General features: G+C 64.0%; 13 protein-coding genes and 1 tRNA gene. 9 read left to right on the top strand and 5 right to left on the bottom strand.

What is annotated here, in order from left to right; all coding sequences use genetic code 11:
• Nucleotides 1-21: 21 nt before the first annotated feature.
• From AB3X89_RS29420 to AB3X89_RS29410, 3 genes are all read right to left on the bottom strand, one after another.
• Entirely contained in the window at nt 22-2,844 is a 2,823-nt protein-coding gene (locus tag AB3X89_RS29420; protein ID WP_368586420.1) for an ATP-binding protein, read from the bottom strand.
• Entirely contained in the window at nt 2,841-3,974 is a 1,134-nt protein-coding gene (locus AB3X89_RS29415; RefSeq protein ID WP_368586446.1) for a substrate-binding domain-containing protein, read from the bottom strand. The genes AB3X89_RS29420 and AB3X89_RS29415 overlap by 4 nt, the downstream gene beginning before the upstream one ends.
• 256 nt (nt 3,975-4,230) lie before the next feature.
• The gene (locus AB3X89_RS29410; RefSeq protein WP_368586419.1) at nt 4,231-4,698 is read right to left on the bottom strand and encodes a hypothetical protein; all 468 of its coding nucleotides are present in this window, start codon (nt 4,696-4,698) and stop codon (nt 4,231-4,233) included.
• Between the two features lie 105 nt (nt 4,699-4,803).
• Here AB3X89_RS29410 and AB3X89_RS29405 point away from each other — a divergent pair, with 105 nt between their 5' ends.
• Both AB3X89_RS29405 and AB3X89_RS29400 read left to right on the top strand, forming a co-directional pair.
• Nucleotides 4,804-6,228 carry a homospermidine synthase gene (locus tag AB3X89_RS29405; RefSeq protein WP_368586418.1) on the top strand — a complete coding sequence of 475 codons (1,425 nt, stop codon included), beginning with the start codon at nt 4,804-4,806 and terminating at the stop codon, nt 6,226-6,228.
• Nucleotides 6,229-6,253: 25 nt separating this feature from the next.
• A complete protein-coding gene (locus tag AB3X89_RS29400) occupies nt 6,254-7,564 on the top strand; it encodes an NAD(P)/FAD-dependent oxidoreductase (protein ID WP_368586417.1) in 1,311 nt (436 codons plus the stop codon).
• Between the two features lie 165 nt (nt 7,565-7,729).
• On the opposite strand, the gene AB3X89_RS29395 is transcribed toward AB3X89_RS29400, so the two are convergent.
• Nucleotides 7,730-8,113, bottom strand: a complete 384-nt coding sequence (locus AB3X89_RS29395) for a hypothetical protein (protein ID WP_368586416.1) — start codon at nt 8,111-8,113, stop codon at nt 7,730-7,732.
• A gap of 243 nt (nt 8,114-8,356) precedes the next feature.
• Between AB3X89_RS29395 and AB3X89_RS29390 the strand changes: the two genes are divergently transcribed.
• From AB3X89_RS29390 to AB3X89_RS29375, 4 genes are all read left to right on the top strand, one after another.
• Nucleotides 8,357-8,800 carry an Hsp20/alpha crystallin family protein gene (locus AB3X89_RS29390; protein ID WP_368586415.1) on the top strand — a complete coding sequence of 148 codons (444 nt, stop codon included), beginning with the start codon at nt 8,357-8,359 and terminating at the stop codon, nt 8,798-8,800.
• A gap of 26 nt (nt 8,801-8,826) precedes the next feature.
• Nucleotides 8,827-9,234 (top strand): Hsp20/alpha crystallin family protein, encoded by a 408-nt coding sequence (locus AB3X89_RS29385; RefSeq protein ID WP_368586414.1) that lies wholly within the window; start codon nt 8,827-8,829, stop codon nt 9,232-9,234.
• 68 nt (nt 9,235-9,302) lie between these two features.
• Nucleotides 9,303-9,375, top strand: a tRNA-Lys gene (locus tag AB3X89_RS29380).
• Between the two features lie 160 nt (nt 9,376-9,535).
• Nucleotides 9,536-9,718 (top strand): hypothetical protein, encoded by a 183-nt coding sequence (locus AB3X89_RS29375; RefSeq protein ID WP_368586413.1) that lies wholly within the window; start codon nt 9,536-9,538, stop codon nt 9,716-9,718.
• A 50-nt stretch (nt 9,719-9,768) separates the two neighbouring features.
• On the opposite strand, the gene AB3X89_RS29370 is transcribed toward AB3X89_RS29375, so the two are convergent.
• Entirely contained in the window at nt 9,769-11,532 is a 1,764-nt protein-coding gene (locus AB3X89_RS29370; RefSeq protein ID WP_368586412.1) for an ATP-dependent DNA helicase RecQ, read from the bottom strand.
• Nucleotides 11,533-11,892: 360 nt separating this feature from the next.
• Between AB3X89_RS29370 and AB3X89_RS29365 the strand changes: the two genes are divergently transcribed.
• The 3 genes from AB3X89_RS29365 (at nt 11,893) to ctaD (ending at nt 16,868) form a co-directional block, all read left to right on the top strand.
• Nucleotides 11,893-13,101 carry a zinc-dependent alcohol dehydrogenase gene (locus AB3X89_RS29365; protein WP_368586445.1) on the top strand — a complete coding sequence of 403 codons (1,209 nt, stop codon included), beginning with the start codon at nt 11,893-11,895 and terminating at the stop codon, nt 13,099-13,101.
• Between the two features lie 78 nt (nt 13,102-13,179).
• A complete protein-coding gene (coxB, locus tag AB3X89_RS29360) occupies nt 13,180-14,244 on the top strand; it encodes a cytochrome c oxidase subunit II (RefSeq protein WP_368586411.1) in 1,065 nt (354 codons plus the stop codon).
• Entirely contained in the window at nt 14,241-16,868 is a 2,628-nt protein-coding gene (ctaD, locus tag AB3X89_RS29355; protein WP_368586410.1) for a cytochrome c oxidase subunit I, read from the top strand. Before coxB ends, ctaD begins: the two co-directional genes overlap by 4 nt.
• Nucleotides 16,869-16,878: the final 10 nt, after the last annotated feature.

Below are 16,878 nucleotides of genomic sequence, written 5' to 3'. Positions count from 1 at the left end.
CCGCGGCGCAAATCTTCGGAGTTATTCTCCTTCCAGATATTGCTCGACGAAGTTGAGAATCGACTTGGACTGGTAAGCCTTCGCCAACCTGCAGAGGTGGTCCGCGAAGGGTCGATAGCGCTCGTCGAGCTCGGTCAAGTGCTGGGCATGTTGCGTAATGGCACGCATATCGCCGAGTCGCGCGAGGTAGTGCAGCGCTTGAATTTCCTCCGGCGGGGGCGCCTTCAAGTGGTCGGGAAGAGGCGCGGCGGCAGGTACAGCCGATGGGCCCGCTTCACTGACTTGTGCCTCTGAAGCTGCATCGATCCACTCGACATTCAGGAGCGCCGCGACGGCGGACAATAGCTGGCCGAAGTCGATCGGTTTGGCCAGAAAGGCATTTGCGCCGGCCTCCAGACTTTGCGCCGCGTCGGTTCTCGACGCGCGAGCGGAGACCGCGACGATCGGAAGATCCCGGAATTCGGCCATCTGGCGCAAGCGACGCGTGGCTTCGAGGCCGTCAGTCTCGGGCATGACCACATCCATCAGGACTAGCGCAGGATGCAGTGATTCGATTTTCTCCATCGCTTCAGATCCGTTAGCAGCTTCCGCCATGTCGAATCCGAGCGGACCGAGCATATCGACCATCACGGCGCGGTTCTCCGCCACGTCATCCACGACCAGGATAGTCTTGCGCGGCCCTTTGTAGCCGCTCACGATCCGTTCGGACACGGCGACAGCCGCGCAAGGCGCCACCACCTCGACGTCCAGCTCGATCGAAAACGTGCTGCCTATATCGCGGCGACTTTCGACATGGATCTCGCCTCCCATCAGGCGCACGAGTTGCCGGCTAATGGCTAGCCCGAGGCCCGTACCGCCAAAGCGATGACGGTCCTCGCTGACCTGCTCGAAAGGACTGAAGATTTCCTCCAGACGCCCTTGATCTATGCCGATGCCGGTGTCCCGGACTTCGAAACATAGTCGCGTCGGCGGGGTGAAAGCGACGCGCAGACGCACGGTTCCCTGCTCGGTAAATCTGATCGCGTTCGAGAGCAGGTTGAGCAACGCCTGGCGCAACCGTATTTCGTCCACCCGCACACACGCGGGCAGATCGGGCGGCATCTCGCAAGCGAAGGCCAGGCCTTTTTCCGTGGCCTTCACCCGTATCGTCTCGGCGATAAAGGAGACGAACTGTTCGAGCGGGACGTCGGACAAATTGAGTTCCATTCGCCCGGCCTCGATTTTGGCGATATCCAGGATGTCGTCGATGAGCGTAAGCAGGTGTTCGCCGCTGCGCTGAATGACTGCCAGTCCGTCGAGCTGGTGCTGATCGAGGGTCGTGTCGCGCTTGAGGATTTGCGCGTACCCGAGAATGCCGTTGAGCGGCGTGCGTAGCTCGTGGCTCATGTGCGCCAGGAACTCGCTCTTTGCCTGGTTGGCCGCATCGGCACGCTCCTTGGCAACGGCCAGCTCCGCTGTCCGCTCGCGAATCATGTCTTCGAGGTGCTCGCGATAGCGCCGCAACTCCGCTTCGGCATGCTTTTGCTCCGTGATATCACGTGAGATGCCGAGCAGGAACCGGGGCTCGCCGCGCACATCGACGATCGGGATCTTCATCGTGTGCAGGACGCGAAGTCCATGTCGCGTATGAACCGGCTCCTCCGGTATGTCGATCATTTGCCGCGACTCCAGCACCGCGCGATCCTTCAGCGTGAAGAAATTGGCCTCGTCGGCGGGAAACAGGTCATGGACGGAGCGGCCGAGGAGTTCCTCGCGCCGGTAGCCGAGAAGTTGCTCCGCCGCCCTGTTGAAGCGCACGAAATGCAAGGTCTCGGCCTCCTTGACGAAGACCGTGTCCGGGATGTTTTCGATGATGCTGTTAAGAAAGTTCTCGCTTTCCCGAAGCGCATCTTCGGCGTGCTGACGTTCGGCGATTTCGTCGGCCTGACCCGCTAGCGCCGTACTGAGTTCCGCCGTGCGCTGGGCGACGCGCGCCTCGAGTCCGGCGTTGAGCTCCTTTAGCGCCTGCTCGGCCTGGCGGCGTTGGCGTCGGTCTTCCAGGAACTGCTCGACAGCACGCGCCATATCGGCAATCTCGTCGCCGCCGTGCACGGGCACGCCGGCTTGCGTGTTCCCGGCATCGCCATGTCGCAGAAAATGGCTGACGCGGCGCAGGCGCGCCACGACATGGCGCCCGAGGAATTCGCGGGCGATGAGCCAGGTGAGCAACAGGCTGACAGCGAGTCCGCCGGCCACCCATTTGCGTGTGCGATCTGCGCGAGCGGCCAGATCCTGGACTGCTTCGCGGTATTCGCTCGTCAAGTCATCCGACTGCCGGTGCGCCGCGGCGGCGAGAGCGTCGGCCGCGCCGCGCAGATCCGCGTCGAGGCTGGCCAGCGACACACCCGCCGGTTGCGCCGCCGCCGAGGCACCCCGGCGGGCGAGCGCGGTCTCGCGCACTTGCGCCTCGATGTTGACGATGTTGCGAAAGCGTTGGCTCGACCGATAAAGTGTCAGCGGGTCGACACCAGGGTCTTCGCTCGTGGTCGCCGAGGCCAGCCGGTCGACCAGGCCGTCGAACGATGCCAACTGTTCGAGCACCTGCCGATGCGTGTCGCGCACCGCTTCGACCGTATCGTCGCTGGACAGCTGCAACGCGAGGCGTTCGATCGTCAGCGTGTGCTGCACCAGATCCTGCGCATCCACGAGGCGGGCGAGCCGCTCTTCGGCCAGCTGACGGATCGAGAAGGCCGAAGTGGCCAACGAATAGATCGACGTGGCGCCGACCACGACCACCAGCGCGGCCAGGCACGAGGCAACGAGCGCAAACTGGGCGGTCAGCGATTGTGGGAATGGCAGTTTCACGGGCGTTGCCAGATCCGACGATAAATGTCGCGATAGCCGTTGTCAGGATCGTAGAGCAGGCGATCGCCGCCGTCAGCGGCGATGTTGTCCGCCGTTACGAGATGCACGGGGCTCACGTAACCCGTCACGCCTTCTCCGGCGAACAGCCGGTTCAGTTCGTCGACCAACTGCCAGCCGTGCAGATTCAGGGGTTCGGCGACGGTCCCCGTCTGGAACGTACCGGTGCGGATGCGCAGGAAGGCGGACTCGCTGCCGTCGCCGGCCGACAGCATGATCATTGCGGCGTTTGGTATGCCCGCCTGCGTCAACACCGGCACGGCGTAGTCGAAGTAGATGTCGTTGATCCCGAGCGCACAGGTCCAGCGCGGGCCGTAACGCGCGAGCAGCGCGCGTGTCGCCTCTGGCACCAGCTTCTCGCTGCGCGAGATCGCCACGTCGCGCACTTCGAGCAGGGTACAGCCGCTGCACGCGCGAACCACAGCAGCCATTGCGTCCGCCTTTTCCTGTGCGATCCGAAAACCGGTATCCGTGAAGATGGCGACGCCCGCATGTCCGGCCGACTGCACGATGGCCGCGAGCGCGGTCACCCGCGCAACCTCGAGCGGGTCCGTCGAGACGTTCATCGCGACGGGCGTGCCCGGCACCGGTCCGGCCCGCCCCGCCACGTGCCAGCCGACGATCGGGATGTCGCTGTCGGCAAACGGCCGCAGTGCGGGGAGCAGCGCATATGCGTCGCCCCCGGCGAGGATCAGACCGTCCGGGTGGCCTGCCAGCGCATTGGCGAGCATCTTCAGACGGAGGTCGGTCGTACCGCCGGAATCGAAGATCTTGACGCGCCAGCCTATGACCTTGGCCGCCTCCAGCACACCATCGACCACCCCGAGGATGCCGCCGTTGCGCAAATCCTCGGCGACCACCGCGATACGTTTTCCGGATTGCGCGCGCGGGCCGTTGCGCGGCCCGCTCCAGGGTGCAGCGGGTCGCGAAGCGGCGTCGACCACTCGCTTCGCCATGGCCAGGAAGTCCGTCGCGGCGACCGGCGCTGCAGTCCTGGGGGCAGGCGATAAATCCTGCGCCGTGGCCGCCGACAGCTCGCACGCGCATGCCAATGCCAGAAGGAAGCCTCTCATGCTGTCCCTCCATGGGGCTCCGTCGAGCTCCATTGGTGTCGCCCAAGCCGCTCGCGGAGCAGCTGCTGGTTAGCATATTACAACCGGGTTCCCGCGCGGCATGGGTCGTGCGCAGGTGCGCAACGTCACGCTGCCGCTGGACGTGTATGAACGGCGGGAAGTCTCGGCATCGACTTTCCCGCAGCTGCGACGAGCCTTGCGCGTCACGCGACGGCTGGCCCGCCTTCGGCAAAAGAGCGCGCGCCGGCTCGGGCCATCAAACCTCATGGCGTGTGCCGGGCTGCGCGACCGGCTCGCGCAGCCTGCGCCTTTGAGACGGCGTCGACAACATCGAATCGATATAGGTGTGCGCCCGATTTTCTCCATACCTGAACGCCTCCCGCTCAGTCAGAAAATCGAACTGTTCCGGAAAACTGACCACTTCCTGGTGCGGATTGCCGGGCAACGTCACGGTCCATGACACACGAAAACGGCGATATTTACCGCCGAGCCAATGCGTCTTCGATAGCGTGACGTTCACCTCGATATTGCAGCCGCGATACGGCGCATATTCCTGAATGGACATCGCTTTTCTCCCGCCAATGAACGGGTCGCGCCGTTCGGCCGCGACAAGTGCGCAGCCCATGGCTGTCTCCGTTATGCGTTTCGTATTGACGATGCACGTCGAGCAACGAGCGTTCCCGGCGAACCGCCGCGGCCGTAAGCGCGAGGCGGGCAGCAGCATGCGGAATGCGGAATGCTAGCGGGTTGGTACGGACCGACACGAAGGATCACAACGACCGGGCACGAGAACAGGCGCATACCGAAGCGCTGTGGTTGGGGAGCAGAGATGAGCGCGCAGGTGAATTGGACAAAGCACGCCGTTTGTCACGGCAATATTGTGATCATTGGATTAGGAAGCATCGCGAGTTCGCTGTTACCGATTCTTTTCAGACACATCGAGGTTTGCCCGGAACGCGTGACCGTGTTCTGCCCGCCCGGCAACGATACGACGATCGCTCGCGAATGCGGGCTGAGCGTCGTCGAGCAGGCGCTGTCGGAGAACAACTTCGAGGTGCTGCTCGCTGGCTACGTCAAAAGAGGCGACCTCGTGCTGAATCTGTCGGTGAACGTGTCGAGCGAATCGCTCGTGCGCTTCTGCTGGTCTCGTGGCGCGCTGTATCTCGACACATCCATCGAGCCATGGGAAGGGGAGTCGACCGATCCCGATCGTTCCGCCTCGAAGCGCAGCAACTATGCGCTTCGGGAAGCTTTGCTGGCCTTTCGCCTCGACAAGCGCGACGGTCCGACCGCCATTCTCACGCAAGGCGCTAACCCCGGACTGGCTTCGGCGTTCGTCAAACAGGCGCTGCTCGATATGGCCTCCAACAGCGGCATCGAGCCAACGGCGCTGCGCAGCTACGAGGACTGGGCTGCGCTCGCACACCGGCTGAACATCAAGGCGATTCACGTAGCGGAGCGGGACTTCCAGGTCGCCAAGTGCCGCAAGGCGCGAAACGAGTTCGTCAATACGTGGTCCGTCGATGCTTTCGTGGAAGAGGGCATGCAGCCGGCGGAACTTGGATGGGGTACGCATGAACGGCATTGGCCTGCGGACGCGCGCCGGCACGGATTCGGCAGTGATGCGGCGATCTACCTGCAACGCCCGGGACTCGCGACCCGCGTACGCAGTTGGACACCGCTCGCCGGTAGTTATCACGGGTTCCTGATTACCCACGGAGAGTCGATCTCCATCGCCGACCATCTGACACTTCGCAAGGATGGCGAAGTGATCTACCGTCCGACGGTGCACTACGCTTACCGGCCCTGCGACGATGCGTTTCTTTCAATCGACGAATTCGCCGGACGGGGCTGGCGCCTGCAGGACCATAAGCGGATCATGCGCGATGAGATCGTCGATGGCGCCGACGAACTCGGCGTGCTGTTGATGGGAAACGACAACGGAGTCTACTGGTACGGCTCCCGTCTGACCACGCCCCAAGCCCGTCGACTCGCGCCGCATAACGACGCAACGAGCCTGCAAGTGGTGGCCGGTATCCTGGCCGGCATCGTATGGGCGCTCGGGAATCCGGACGCCGGTGTAGTCGAGCCGGACGACATCGACTACCAAACCGTGATGCGGGTCGCGCGACCCTATCTGGGCGAGATGATTGGCGTCTATGATTCATGGACGCCGCTCGCGCAACGCTCGCTACTTTTCGATTCGCCCTGCGACGACGATCCCTGGCAATTTCTCAACATACGCGTTCCATAGCGAGAAGACCTTCGGAGACCGGCTTATGTCGTCACTGTTGAACAAGGAACAGGGCGTTGTCGAGGACTCGTATTACGAGGCGAGCGTCACCCGTGCGCAGCCTGGGCCACCATTGCAGGAGAAGCTCAACGCGGACGTGTGCGTGATCGGCGGTGGCTATGCGGGGCTTTCGTGTGCGCTGGAGCTAGCCGAGCGTGGCTTCGAGGTGGCATTGCTGGAGGCGCAGCGCATCGGCTGGGGGGCGTCCGGGCGTAACGGCGGGCACGCGATTGTCGGCTTCGGCGCCGAGGGTGAAGATGCGATCGAACATCAGTGCTCCCGCGAGGTCGCGCGAAGGGCGTGGGACGTGTCGCTGGAGGGCATGCGACTGCTGGAAGATCGGCTTGCGCGCTTCGGCATCGATTGCCATTATCGGCGCGGATATCTGACGCTTGCCGTCAGCGATCGGAAGGCCGAACAGCTGATGAACTGGGTGCGGCGCACGCGCGACCGCTACGACTACCCGCTCGAATGGCTGGGCCGCACGGCGCTCGGCGCTCATATAACGTCGCAGCGGTTCGCCGCGGGCGTGTACGACGCCGGGTCTGGCCATCTTCATCCGCTTCTTTATTGCCTTGGTCTGGGCGAGGCGGCGCGTCGCGCGGGCGTCAGGATTTTCGAAAATTCCGCCGTGTCGCGGCTCGATCGGGGCGCTCGGCCTGTCGTGAAGACAGCCGAGGGAGAGGTGTCGTGCGACCGTGTGGTAATGGCTGGAAACGTTTATCTAGGAGAGTTCGGCGATCATCCCGCACCGGAGATCGAAGCCCGCATCATGCCCGTGGGCACCTACATGATCGCGACGGAACCGCTTACCAGTGCGCGGGCCGACGCGCTGATGCCGGGCCGCGCCGCGGCGTCCGACAACAACCTGATACTCGATTACTTCCGGCTCAGCGCGGATCATCGTTTGCTGTTCGGTGCAGGCGAATCGTATGACGCCACCACGCCGCGCAATCTGATCGACCGCATGCGCAGACGCATGACGGGCGTTTTTCCGCAGCTCGCCGATGTGAAGATCGAATATGCATGGGGCGGCTTTGTCGACATCACGATGAACCGCGCGCCGGATCTCGGTCGTATCGGCGACAACCTCTACTATGTGCAAGGCTTCTCCGGACATGGGCTGGTGTTCGCGGGAATGGCCGGCAAGATTCTGGCGGACGCGATCGGCGGCGATGCTTCCCGCTTCGACGTATTCAGCCGCATCAGGCATCGGCGGTTTCCGGGCGGCAAGAGACTACGCACACCGGCCCTGGTTCTGGGCATGTGGTATTACAAGCTTCGTGAACTCATCTGACCGACGCGCTACCCCCATGCCCGGCCGAACGAGCTAGTCGGCAGGCGAGTCGCAGCGGACCGTCGTAGCGTTGGTTCTTTCTACCGTCAGATTGATCGATCGTAACCGTCGCGAGCGGCATCTATCGTGGTGAGAAATTCGATTGGCTCAATCATCCATCTCTCCCTACTGGATCGGCGGCACAACGCCGAGTTTTTCGGCCAGCATTCTTTCGTAGACGCCGAAGTGCAGGTCGACCTCTTCCTGCGTAACCACCGTCACGAAGATATTGATCTGGTCCAGCTGCAAGCCCAACACCGTCGCGATCGCCGCTTCCAGCTGCGGCACGCAAAGCCGATCGTCCGCGAAAGTGGTGCCGACAGAGATTTCGTAAGCCGACTCCTGCCGGAATACCACTTCTACCAGCCGCGCGCGGGCGCTCATATTGTTATCGATCGCCAGCCGGATGACTTCGGCGGCCGAGCGCATCGTCTCGGTTGGAAAACCCTTCGTTGAGCGCAACCGGATTCGGTGCCGACCAAGGGTGAGCCAGTCATGTTCGAATTCCATGAAGTCCTCGCATGGTTCGTCGGAGTGTCGTAAAAATAGTGCGCACTGAGCCGAATTCAAGATCAAAATTTTGCGCCACCCACCTTGAAATTTTCACCGTGCATACTATTCTAAATTCCGCTCAGGCAGTCGCGCCCGCCATGCGGCGCGCTGCGTGTTTCGATTTGTTTGCCGCAGCCCGGCAGACGGACTGGAGCGCGTAGGCCGGTTCGTTTCCGTGCTGCATCGAAGGAGGAAACGATCATGAGTGACCTTTACTTCGGGGCCGATCTGTTCAGCGAGTTCGACCGTCTGCAACGGCAGATGGCGAGCCTCTTCGGCGGCTTCCCTTCCAGTATCCGTTCGGGCCGCGCTGGCGCCTTCCCGCAGATCAACATCGGTTCGACCGACGACTCGATCGAGGTCGTCGCGTTCGCGCCGGGGGTCGATCCGGCCAGGCTCGAAGTATCGCTAGACAAGGGCTTGCTGACCATCAGCGGCGAGCGCGCGAGCTCGCAACCGGAAACCCGCGGCGACGATGCGCGCACCTATGCACAGGAGCGATTCGCCGGCAGTTTCCGGCGCGTGGTCGAGCTTCCGCAAAACGCGGACCCTGGCAAGGTGAGCGCGCGGTACACCAATGGATGCCTGATGGTGAGCATCGGCAAAAGCGAGGCGTCGAAGCCGCGCGCGATCACCGTTCAGTGAGCACCGACAGGACTACGGAGGACATCATGAACGACACGACTGAACTCGCCAGAAAGGAGCAAACGGCGGTGACCCAGCGCGACGGTGAGGCATCGCAACGCCGGATCACGTTGACGCCGCCGGTCGACATCTTCGAGGACAGCCACGGCATCACGCTGTGGGCGGATCTGCCGGGCGTGACGAGGGAGCGGCTGGAGGTCAAGGTCCACGATGGCAACCTGTACATCGAAGCCGAGGCGATGGTGCCGACCCCGGCGGAACTGCGTCTGCAGCATGCGGAGATCCGTCAGCCGCACTTCGCGCGGGCGTTCTCGATGAGCGCTGACTTCGATGCGTCGAAAATCGAAGCCAATCTGAAGGACGGCGTATTGAAGCTGACGATACCGCGCCGCGACGAAGCGCGACCGCACCGCATCGAAGTGCGTACCGACTGAACGAGCCATCGACATCGGCTAGCACCGACGCCAGGATTACCCCGCAGCGGGTGACGATCTGGCTCGCCGGGCCGTTAGCTCAACTGGTAGAGCAGCGGACTTTTAATCCGTTGGTTACTGGTTCGAATCCGGTACGGCCCATACGAGTTCCAGCTATCTGGCGCACACGACAGGCAATTCGCGCCTGCTTGTGAGTGCGAACTTCGTGGCGATGAAACGTCTTGCGCTCCCGGGCATCGTCCATGCTGAGTGATGTTCACGCGCGGCATCACGCGCCGTGTGACACTGCAAGGAGCAAATCATGACGACCCAGCAACAACAGCCGAAAACGCCGAAACCTGCCGACGCCGACACGGGCAACGAAGGCACGTTCGAAACGGACATTTCCGAATCCGGCGATGACGGCACGAACGTGCGGCAAGCAGAAGTCAAAGAAGAAGACCTGTCCGAAGTGAAGCCATCGCGGGAAAAGGGCGCCCAATGATGATGCGCACAGCGTCTCGCCTGTAGAACTGTCCGTCGCGTTGCCGCCCATCACTCGATCTCGGCCTTCACGAACCTCGCCATGAAGGTGCGGGTCGTGCCATCGGGAAACAGCACCGCGACCTGCTCGTCGGTTGAAAACACCACGTGGCCCGAGCCGTATTTGCGCACGCGGACTGCGTCGCCGCGGCCGAAGCGCGCCTTTGTGCTGGCGTGGCGTGGCGGCCGTTTATCGTCGGCGGCGGTTCGTTGCGCTTCGAGCGTCGCTGTGAGCGGGTTCAGGCAGTTGTCGCAAGTGCCGCAACGCTCGAATCCCTGCGCATCGCCGAAATATTCGAGCATCACGCGCCATCGGCAGCCGCCGGTTTGCGCGTAATCGATGATCTGCTGGAGTGCATCTCGATCGCGGGTCGCGAGCTGCGCATAGCGTTCGACCGCGGCCTCGATCGCGCTGTCCTCGGCATTATCGCGTCCACGCCCGGGGCCGCGCTCGCGTAGCCGATACCGCTGTAGCCGGCTGCGCGATACGTGCCCCGAGTCGGTCAGCATCTTCAGCGCCACGGCGAGCTTGTTGCGGCCCACGTCCGGCACCGCGTCGAGCAGCTCGCGCGCGGTCACGCCAGCAGCGGGCGCTTTCGCGCGCTGCGCGAGCGCGTCGCAGATCCGCCGCAACAGCGCAGCATCGGGATAGCGGCCCAGCGCGAGAAACTGCTGCACGCGCCGATCGTTCAGATCGAACAGCAGCTCGCAGCGCGCAACCTTGCCGTCGCGTCCCGCGCGTCCGCTTTCCTGGTAATACGCATCGATGCTGCCGGGAATCTGGTAATGGACGACGAAGCGGATATCGGGAATATCGACGCCCATCCCGAACGCGTTGGTTGCGATCATCACGCGCACGTCGCCCGACACGAAACGCTCCTGCGCATCGTGCCGCTCGCGTGCGGACATGCGGCCGTGATAGCAGGCGGCGGCAACTTCCCAGCTGCGCACCGTCGCCGCGAGTCGTTCGGCTTCGCGCACGGTCGCCGTGTAGACGATGCCTCGGCCGGATCCGCTCGCGAGCAGCGTACGCAACGCGGCCGTCTTCGCCTCTCTCGCGCGCGTCGATGCCCGCTGTCGACCGCCACCCACCGACACCTGCGTCACTCGATAGTGAAGGTTGTCGCGATACACACCGGTGTTCACGATGCGCGGCTCGTGAAGCCCGAGCGAGCGCACGATGTCCTCGCGGATGTCGGGCGTCGCCGTCGCGGTCAGCGCGAGGATCGGCGGCCTGCCGAGCGCGTTGACCGCATCGACGATGCGCAGGAACGCCGGGCGAAAATCGTGGCCCCACTGCGATACGCAGTGCGCCTCATCGACGACCACGAGCTTGATGCGCTGGCGCGAGCCCGCCTGCAATGCGTCGAGCAGCTCGGACCGCGTCAGCTGCTCGGGCGTGACGAACACGATGCCGCGGCGCATGCCGCACAACGCGTCGTAAGTCTCGCGCAGCTCGGCAGCCGGCACCGCGCTATTGATCCGCCAGGCGTCGATGCCGGCCTCGCGCAGCTTATCGAACTGATCTTTCATCAGCGCGATCAGCGGCGACACGACGAGCGTCCAACCGTCGAGGTGCAACGCCGGCAACTGGTAGCACAGCGATTTGCCGGCCCCCGTGGGCATCACCGCGAGCGTGTCGCGCTGTTCGAGCACGCTGCGGACGATCTCCCGTTGGCCGGGGCGCAGCCGGCTGATGCCGAACACCTCACGCAGCGTCCTGCGCATCGCGTTCAGACGGGCAGACGTGTCGTGCGTGGTGTCGGTGTCAGTCATGAAGATCGGGAAGTCCGGTTGGCCTGGGGTGCAGCTAGTCAGCCAGCGACGTAGCAACCACCGTACCTCGACGGGGACACGGGCGGGCTCGCGCCGTGCTCGTACCTGCTGACGTGACATGGGCAATCCCCGGACCGTGCGGCAGATCGGAACGAGCGGCGCGACGAGTGGCTCGGTATGGGGTTTGCTCGACGGGGGAACCTGGTCGATCCAGGAACCGCATGAATGACCGCACAACGGATTCCCCTTCCGGCGAAGCGGAAGTCGTCGCTGCGCGCGGAACCACGAGAACACCGGGCAGTCGCGCGGTCAGGACAGGATCTGACGGACGCTAACGCCATCGAGCATCGGAGGTGAATGATGAAGGCAGTGGTATTTCACGGGATCGGCGATATCCGGCTCGACAACGTGCCGGACCCGCAATTGCAGCAGCCGAGCGACGCGCTCGTGCGGCTCACGTCGAGCGCGATTTGCGGCACGGACCTGCACATGGTGCGCGGCACGCTCGGCGAGATGGAGCCCGGTACGATCCTCGGGCACGAGGGACTCGGCATCGTCGAGGAAGTAGGGCGCTCGGTGCGCAATCTGCGTCAGGGCGACCGCGTGCTGATCCCGTCAACGATCTCGTGCGGTTTCTGCTCGTATTGCCGCGCCGGTTATACCGCCCAATGCGATACCGCGAATCCGCATGGGCCGGCGGCCGGCACCGCATTTTTCGGCGGTCCGAAATCGACTGGGCCGTTTCAGGGTTTGCAGGCACAGTTCGCGCGCGCGCCGCTCGCGAACGCGAGCCTGATCCGGTTGCCCGACGAGATCGACGACGACCGCGCAATCATGCTGTCGGATATTTTTCCGACCGGCTATTTCGGCGCACAACTGGCGGGCATTCATACCGGCGATACGGTCGCGGTGTTCGGCGCGGGACCCGTCGGGCAATTCGCGATCGCGAGCGCGAAGCTGATGGGCGCGGGCCGGGTGTTGGTGGTCGATCGCGTTGCTTCCCGGCTCGACATGGCTTGCGCACAAGGGGCCGAAGTGATCAACTTCGACGACGAAGACCCGGTCGACATGATCCTCCAACTGACCGGCGGCATCGGCGTGGACCGCGTGATCGACGCGGTCGGCGTCGATGCGGTGCGCGCGGAGCACGGACCCGCCGCACAGAAAGCGAAGGACCAGCAGAAGCAGTTCGATCAGGAGGTCAGGGAGATCGCGCCGCAAACGAGGCCCGACGGGGACAACTGGCAGCCCGGGAGTGGTCCGTCGCAGGTATTGCAGTGGGCGGTGCGCGCCGTCGCGAAGGCGGGCACGGTGGCGATCATCGGTGTATATCCGCCGACCGATCGGGTGTTTCCGATCGGCGAGGCGATGAACCGCAACCTGGTGCTGCGCATGGGCAACTGCAACCATCGCGCGGTGACGCCGCGGTTGATCGAACTCGTACGCAACGGCACCTTCGATCCGCTCGCGGTGTTGACCCAGCGCGAGCCGCTAGTCGATGCGATCGCGGCGTACCGCGAGTTCGACCGGCGGGAGCCTGGTTGGATCAAGGTGAAGCTGGTGCCTTGACTAGCATTCGAGCATGAGAAATCCGGCTCAACTGATTCTCCGTCGCGGGACCGTCGATATCGCTGGACCCATCTGACCATGGCTCCTCATTCCAACTCGCTCGATGCGCGAAAGCTCACGGCTGCGCTCGCTTGCTGCGTGGCCGAAGCAGCTCGCGCACAGCCCTCGCCACAGGATGCGCTGCATCCGGCCGGCATCCAGGCCGCGCACATCGTGCGGCTGTGGAACCTGTCGTTGATCGTATGCGGAGCGGTATTCGCCGCTGTTCTATTAGCGATGTTGATTGCACTAGTGCGCCGGACCGACAGAGGCGCCAATACAGAAGGCGACGAGCACCCGCCGCTCGCTAGCCCGAGCGAACGCGGACCGCAGCGCGTGGTAGCCGCAGTCAGTATCGCCTCGGTCGCGCTGTTGCTCGGGCTGATCGTCGCCGACGTGTTGACGGATCGCGCGCTGTCACGCTTACCCGTCGACAACGCGTTGCACCTCGAAGTCACCGGCGAGCAGTGGTGGTGGAAAGTCGACTATCCCGGCGATGCCCAGCAGCCGGGGTTTTCGACCGCGAACGAATTTCACGTGCCCGCGGGACGCCCGGTGATCATCGCATTGAAGACGACCGATGTAGTCCACAGCTTCTGGATGCCGAATTTGCACGGCAAGAAGGACATGCTGCCGGGCATCGATTCGACGATCGAATTCCGCGTCGATCAACCCGGCATTTATCGCGGCCAGTGCGCCGAATATTGCGGCGCCCAGCATGCATGGATGGCAATGTTCGTGACCGCCGACACGCCCGAAAAATACGCACAGTGGCGCGCACAGCAGGCCACGCCCGCGGTGACCGAGGCGCTCAGTCCGTCCAGTGCGCTCGTGCAACGCGGTCTGCGGATCTTCGAGCAGTCCAGCTGTGCGAACTGCCATACGGTGCGGGGCACGTCGGCGCAAGGCACGCTCGGCCCAGACCTGACACACCTGATGAGCCGGCAGACGATCGCGGCAGGCGTTCTGCCGAACACGCAGGAGAACCTCGCGGCGTGGATCCGCGACCCGAACGCGACGAAGCCGGGCACGACGATGCCGACCGTGCCGCTTCCCGCATCCGACCGGCAAGCGCTGGTCGCCTGGCTCGGAACGCTACGATGAGCACGCTCGAACGCCCGCCCGTCTTGCACGTCGACCTTGCGATCAAGGACGGACCCGACGCGCCCGCCGACACGCGCGCGCTGCTCGCCGACACGTGGCGCGATCCGCCGGGCGTGATTGGCTGGTTCTCAGCGATCAACCATAAAACGATCGCGCGGCGGTTCATCGTCACGACGTTCGCGTTCTTCCTGCTGGCAGGCTTGCTCGCGCTCGCGATGCGCACGCAACTCGCGCGACCGAACAACCGCCTCGTCGGTCCCGACCTCTACGACCAGCTGTTCACGATGCACGGCACGACGATGATGTTCCTGTTCGCCGTGCCGGTGATGCAGGCGGTCGCCGGCTACCTGATTCCGCTGATGATCGGTGCGCGCAGCGTCGCATTTCCGCGTATGAACGCGTACGCGTACTGGGTGTTCCTGTTCGGCGGACTGACGCTCTACATCGCGTTCGCGATCGGTGCGGGGCCGCGCTCGGGCTGGTTCAGCTACGTGCCGCTGGCGGGCCCGGACTATGCGACCGGCAAGGGCTCCGACATCTGGGCGCAGATGATCACGTTCACCGAGCTGTCCGCGCTGCTCGAAGCGATCGTACTTATCGCGACCATTCTGAAGATGCGCGCGCCCGGCATGTCGCTGAACCGGTTGCCTTTGTTCGCGTGGGCGACGCTCGTCACGCAGTTCATGGTGCTGTTCGCCATGCCTGCCATCATGCTCGCAAGCACAGCGCTGATCCTGGACCGGCTGGTGAGCACGCAGTTCTATAACCCTTCGCTCGGCGGCGACGTGCTGCTGTGGCAACACCTTTTCTGGTTCTTCGGACACCCGGAGGTGTACCTGATCTTCATTCCGGCGCTCGGCTTCATGTCGTCGATCATCGAGACGTTTTCGCGCCGGCCGGTGGTCGGCTATCCGGCGATGGTGCTCGCGCTGATCGCGACCGGATTCCTTGCGTTCGGACTCTGGGTGCATCACATGTTCGCGACCGCGGTGCCCGAACTGGGCAAGAGTTTCTTTACGGCGGCGAGCGTGCTGATCGCGGTACCGTCGGGCATCCAGGTCTATTGCTGGCTCGCGACGCTGTTGACCGGCAAGCTCAGGCTCCGCGCGCCGATGCTGTTCGTGCTCGCGTTTTTCTTCATTCTCGTGCTGGGCGGCATGACCGGCATCATGCTCGGCTCCGTCTCGCTGGATCTGCAGGTGCACGACACTTACTTCGTGGTCGCGCATCTGCACTACGTGCTGATCGGCGGCGCGGTGTTTCCGCTGTTCGGCGCGTTCTACTACTGGTTTCCCAAGATCACCGGACGCATGCTCGGGGAGCGCCTCGGGCGCTGGCACTTCTGGCTGTTCTTCATCGGCTTTAACGTGACCTTCTTCCCGATGCACTGGCTTGGACTGCATGGGATGACGCGGCGCATCTGGACTTATCCCGCCGGGCTCGGCTGGGGAACGATGAATCTGGGGGCGACGCTCGGCGCGTATCTGATGGGCGTCGGCGTCCTGCTGTTCCTCGTCAACGTGGTACGCAGCCGCCGGCGGGGCGCCGCTGCGCCGGCCGATCCGTGGGGCGGCGGCACGCTCGAATGGAACGTACCGAGCCCGCCGCCGCCGCACAACTTCGACGTGCTGCCGATCGTGCATGGCCGCCATCCGCTGTGGGAGCCGACGCAGCAGCCGGCGTCGGTGTCGGGCCTCACTGCCGGCGCGCGCGAGGTGCTGACGACGAGCGCGCTCGATGCGATTGCCGAAACCCGCCCGCTGTTTCCGACGCCGTCGATCTGGCCGTTTGTGAGCGCTGTCGCGACGACGATCTTCTTCATAGGCTCGATTTTCACGCCGACGGCCGTATGGTGGGGCACCGTCCCGGTCGCCGCGGCGATGATCGTGTGGTTCTGGCCAACGCGGGCAAGTAATGCGCTGGCGCGCGCGCTGGAGCGCTGGCCGTCGCCACGCGCCGGTGCAGCGCAGCACGAAGCGCCGCACATCCGCGCGCTCGCCGGGTCGGATGATGCGCCGGCGCTCACCGTCTCGACCCTCGACGTGCGCGCGCTGCCGAGCTTCGACTTCAGCCATCGCAGCCTGATGTGGTGGGCGACCGCAGGTCTGATGGCGATCGAAGGCACCGTGTTCGCGATCGCGGTCGCGATGTACTTCTATCTGCGCGGCGTGAACGCGGCGTGGCCGATGCACGCGCCGCCGCCCGCGCTGCTGTGGGGCACGCTGAACACGGTGGTCCTGTTGCTGAGCCTCGTGCCGAACCAGCTCGCAAAGCGCGCGGCGGAGCGTGGCGAACGGGCTCGCGCGTGCCTGTGGCTCAGCGTTTGTCTCGCGTTCGCGCTGGCCTTCCTCGTGCTGCGCGGCTTCGAGTTCACGGCGCTGAACGTGATGTGGTACGCGAACGCTTACGGGTCGATCGTCTGGTTGCTGCTCGGGCTGCATACCACGCACCTCGTGACCGATACCGTCGATACCGCGGTGCTCGCGCTGTTGCTGAAGATCGGTCCATTCGAAGGCAAACGGCTGCTCGACACCAGCGAGAACGCGATCTACTGGTACTTCGTCGTGTTGAGCTGGCTGCCGATCTATGCGGTGCTGTACCTGGCGCCGCGCATGCACGGCTGATTCGTGAGGT

Origin of the sequence: Paraburkholderia sp. BR14320 (assembly GCF_040948665.1) — a bacterium.
Taxonomy (GTDB): Bacteria; Pseudomonadota; Gammaproteobacteria; order Burkholderiales; family Burkholderiaceae; genus Paraburkholderia; species Paraburkholderia youngii.
Note: the sequence above shows the minus strand (reverse complement) of the source record. Positions and strands in the feature narration are given on the sequence as shown.

What these genes read in the sequence shown, in the direction of transcription:
- AB3X89_RS29410 (WP_368586419.1), bottom strand. Translation starts at nt 4,698, where the DNA reads ATGCTGCTGCCCGCCTCGCGCTTACGGCCGCGGCGGTTCGCCGGGAAC.
- AB3X89_RS29370 (WP_368586412.1), bottom strand. Translation starts at nt 11,532, where the DNA reads ATGACTGACACCGACACCACGCACGACACGTCTGCCCGTCTGAACGCG.
- ctaD (WP_368586410.1), top strand. Translation starts at nt 14,241, where the DNA reads ATGAGCACGCTCGAACGCCCGCCCGTCTTGCACGTCGACCTTGCGATC.
- AB3X89_RS29385 (WP_368586414.1), top strand. Translation starts at nt 8,827, where the DNA reads ATGAACGACACGACTGAACTCGCCAGAAAGGAGCAAACGGCGGTGACC.
- AB3X89_RS29405 (WP_368586418.1), top strand. Translation starts at nt 4,804, where the DNA reads ATGAGCGCGCAGGTGAATTGGACAAAGCACGCCGTTTGTCACGGCAAT.
- AB3X89_RS29400 (WP_368586417.1), top strand. Translation starts at nt 6,254, where the DNA reads ATGTCGTCACTGTTGAACAAGGAACAGGGCGTTGTCGAGGACTCGTAT.
- AB3X89_RS29375 (WP_368586413.1), top strand. Translation starts at nt 9,536, where the DNA reads ATGACGACCCAGCAACAACAGCCGAAAACGCCGAAACCTGCCGACGCC.
- AB3X89_RS29365 (WP_368586445.1), top strand. Translation starts at nt 11,893, where the DNA reads ATGAAGGCAGTGGTATTTCACGGGATCGGCGATATCCGGCTCGACAAC.
- coxB (WP_368586411.1), top strand. Translation starts at nt 13,180, where the DNA reads ATGGCTCCTCATTCCAACTCGCTCGATGCGCGAAAGCTCACGGCTGCG.
- AB3X89_RS29390 (WP_368586415.1), top strand. Translation starts at nt 8,357, where the DNA reads ATGAGTGACCTTTACTTCGGGGCCGATCTGTTCAGCGAGTTCGACCGT.
- AB3X89_RS29415 (WP_368586446.1), bottom strand. Translation starts at nt 3,974, where the DNA reads ATGAGAGGCTTCCTTCTGGCATTGGCATGCGCGTGCGAGCTGTCGGCG.
- AB3X89_RS29395 (WP_368586416.1), bottom strand. Translation starts at nt 8,113, where the DNA reads ATGGAATTCGAACATGACTGGCTCACCCTTGGTCGGCACCGAATCCGG.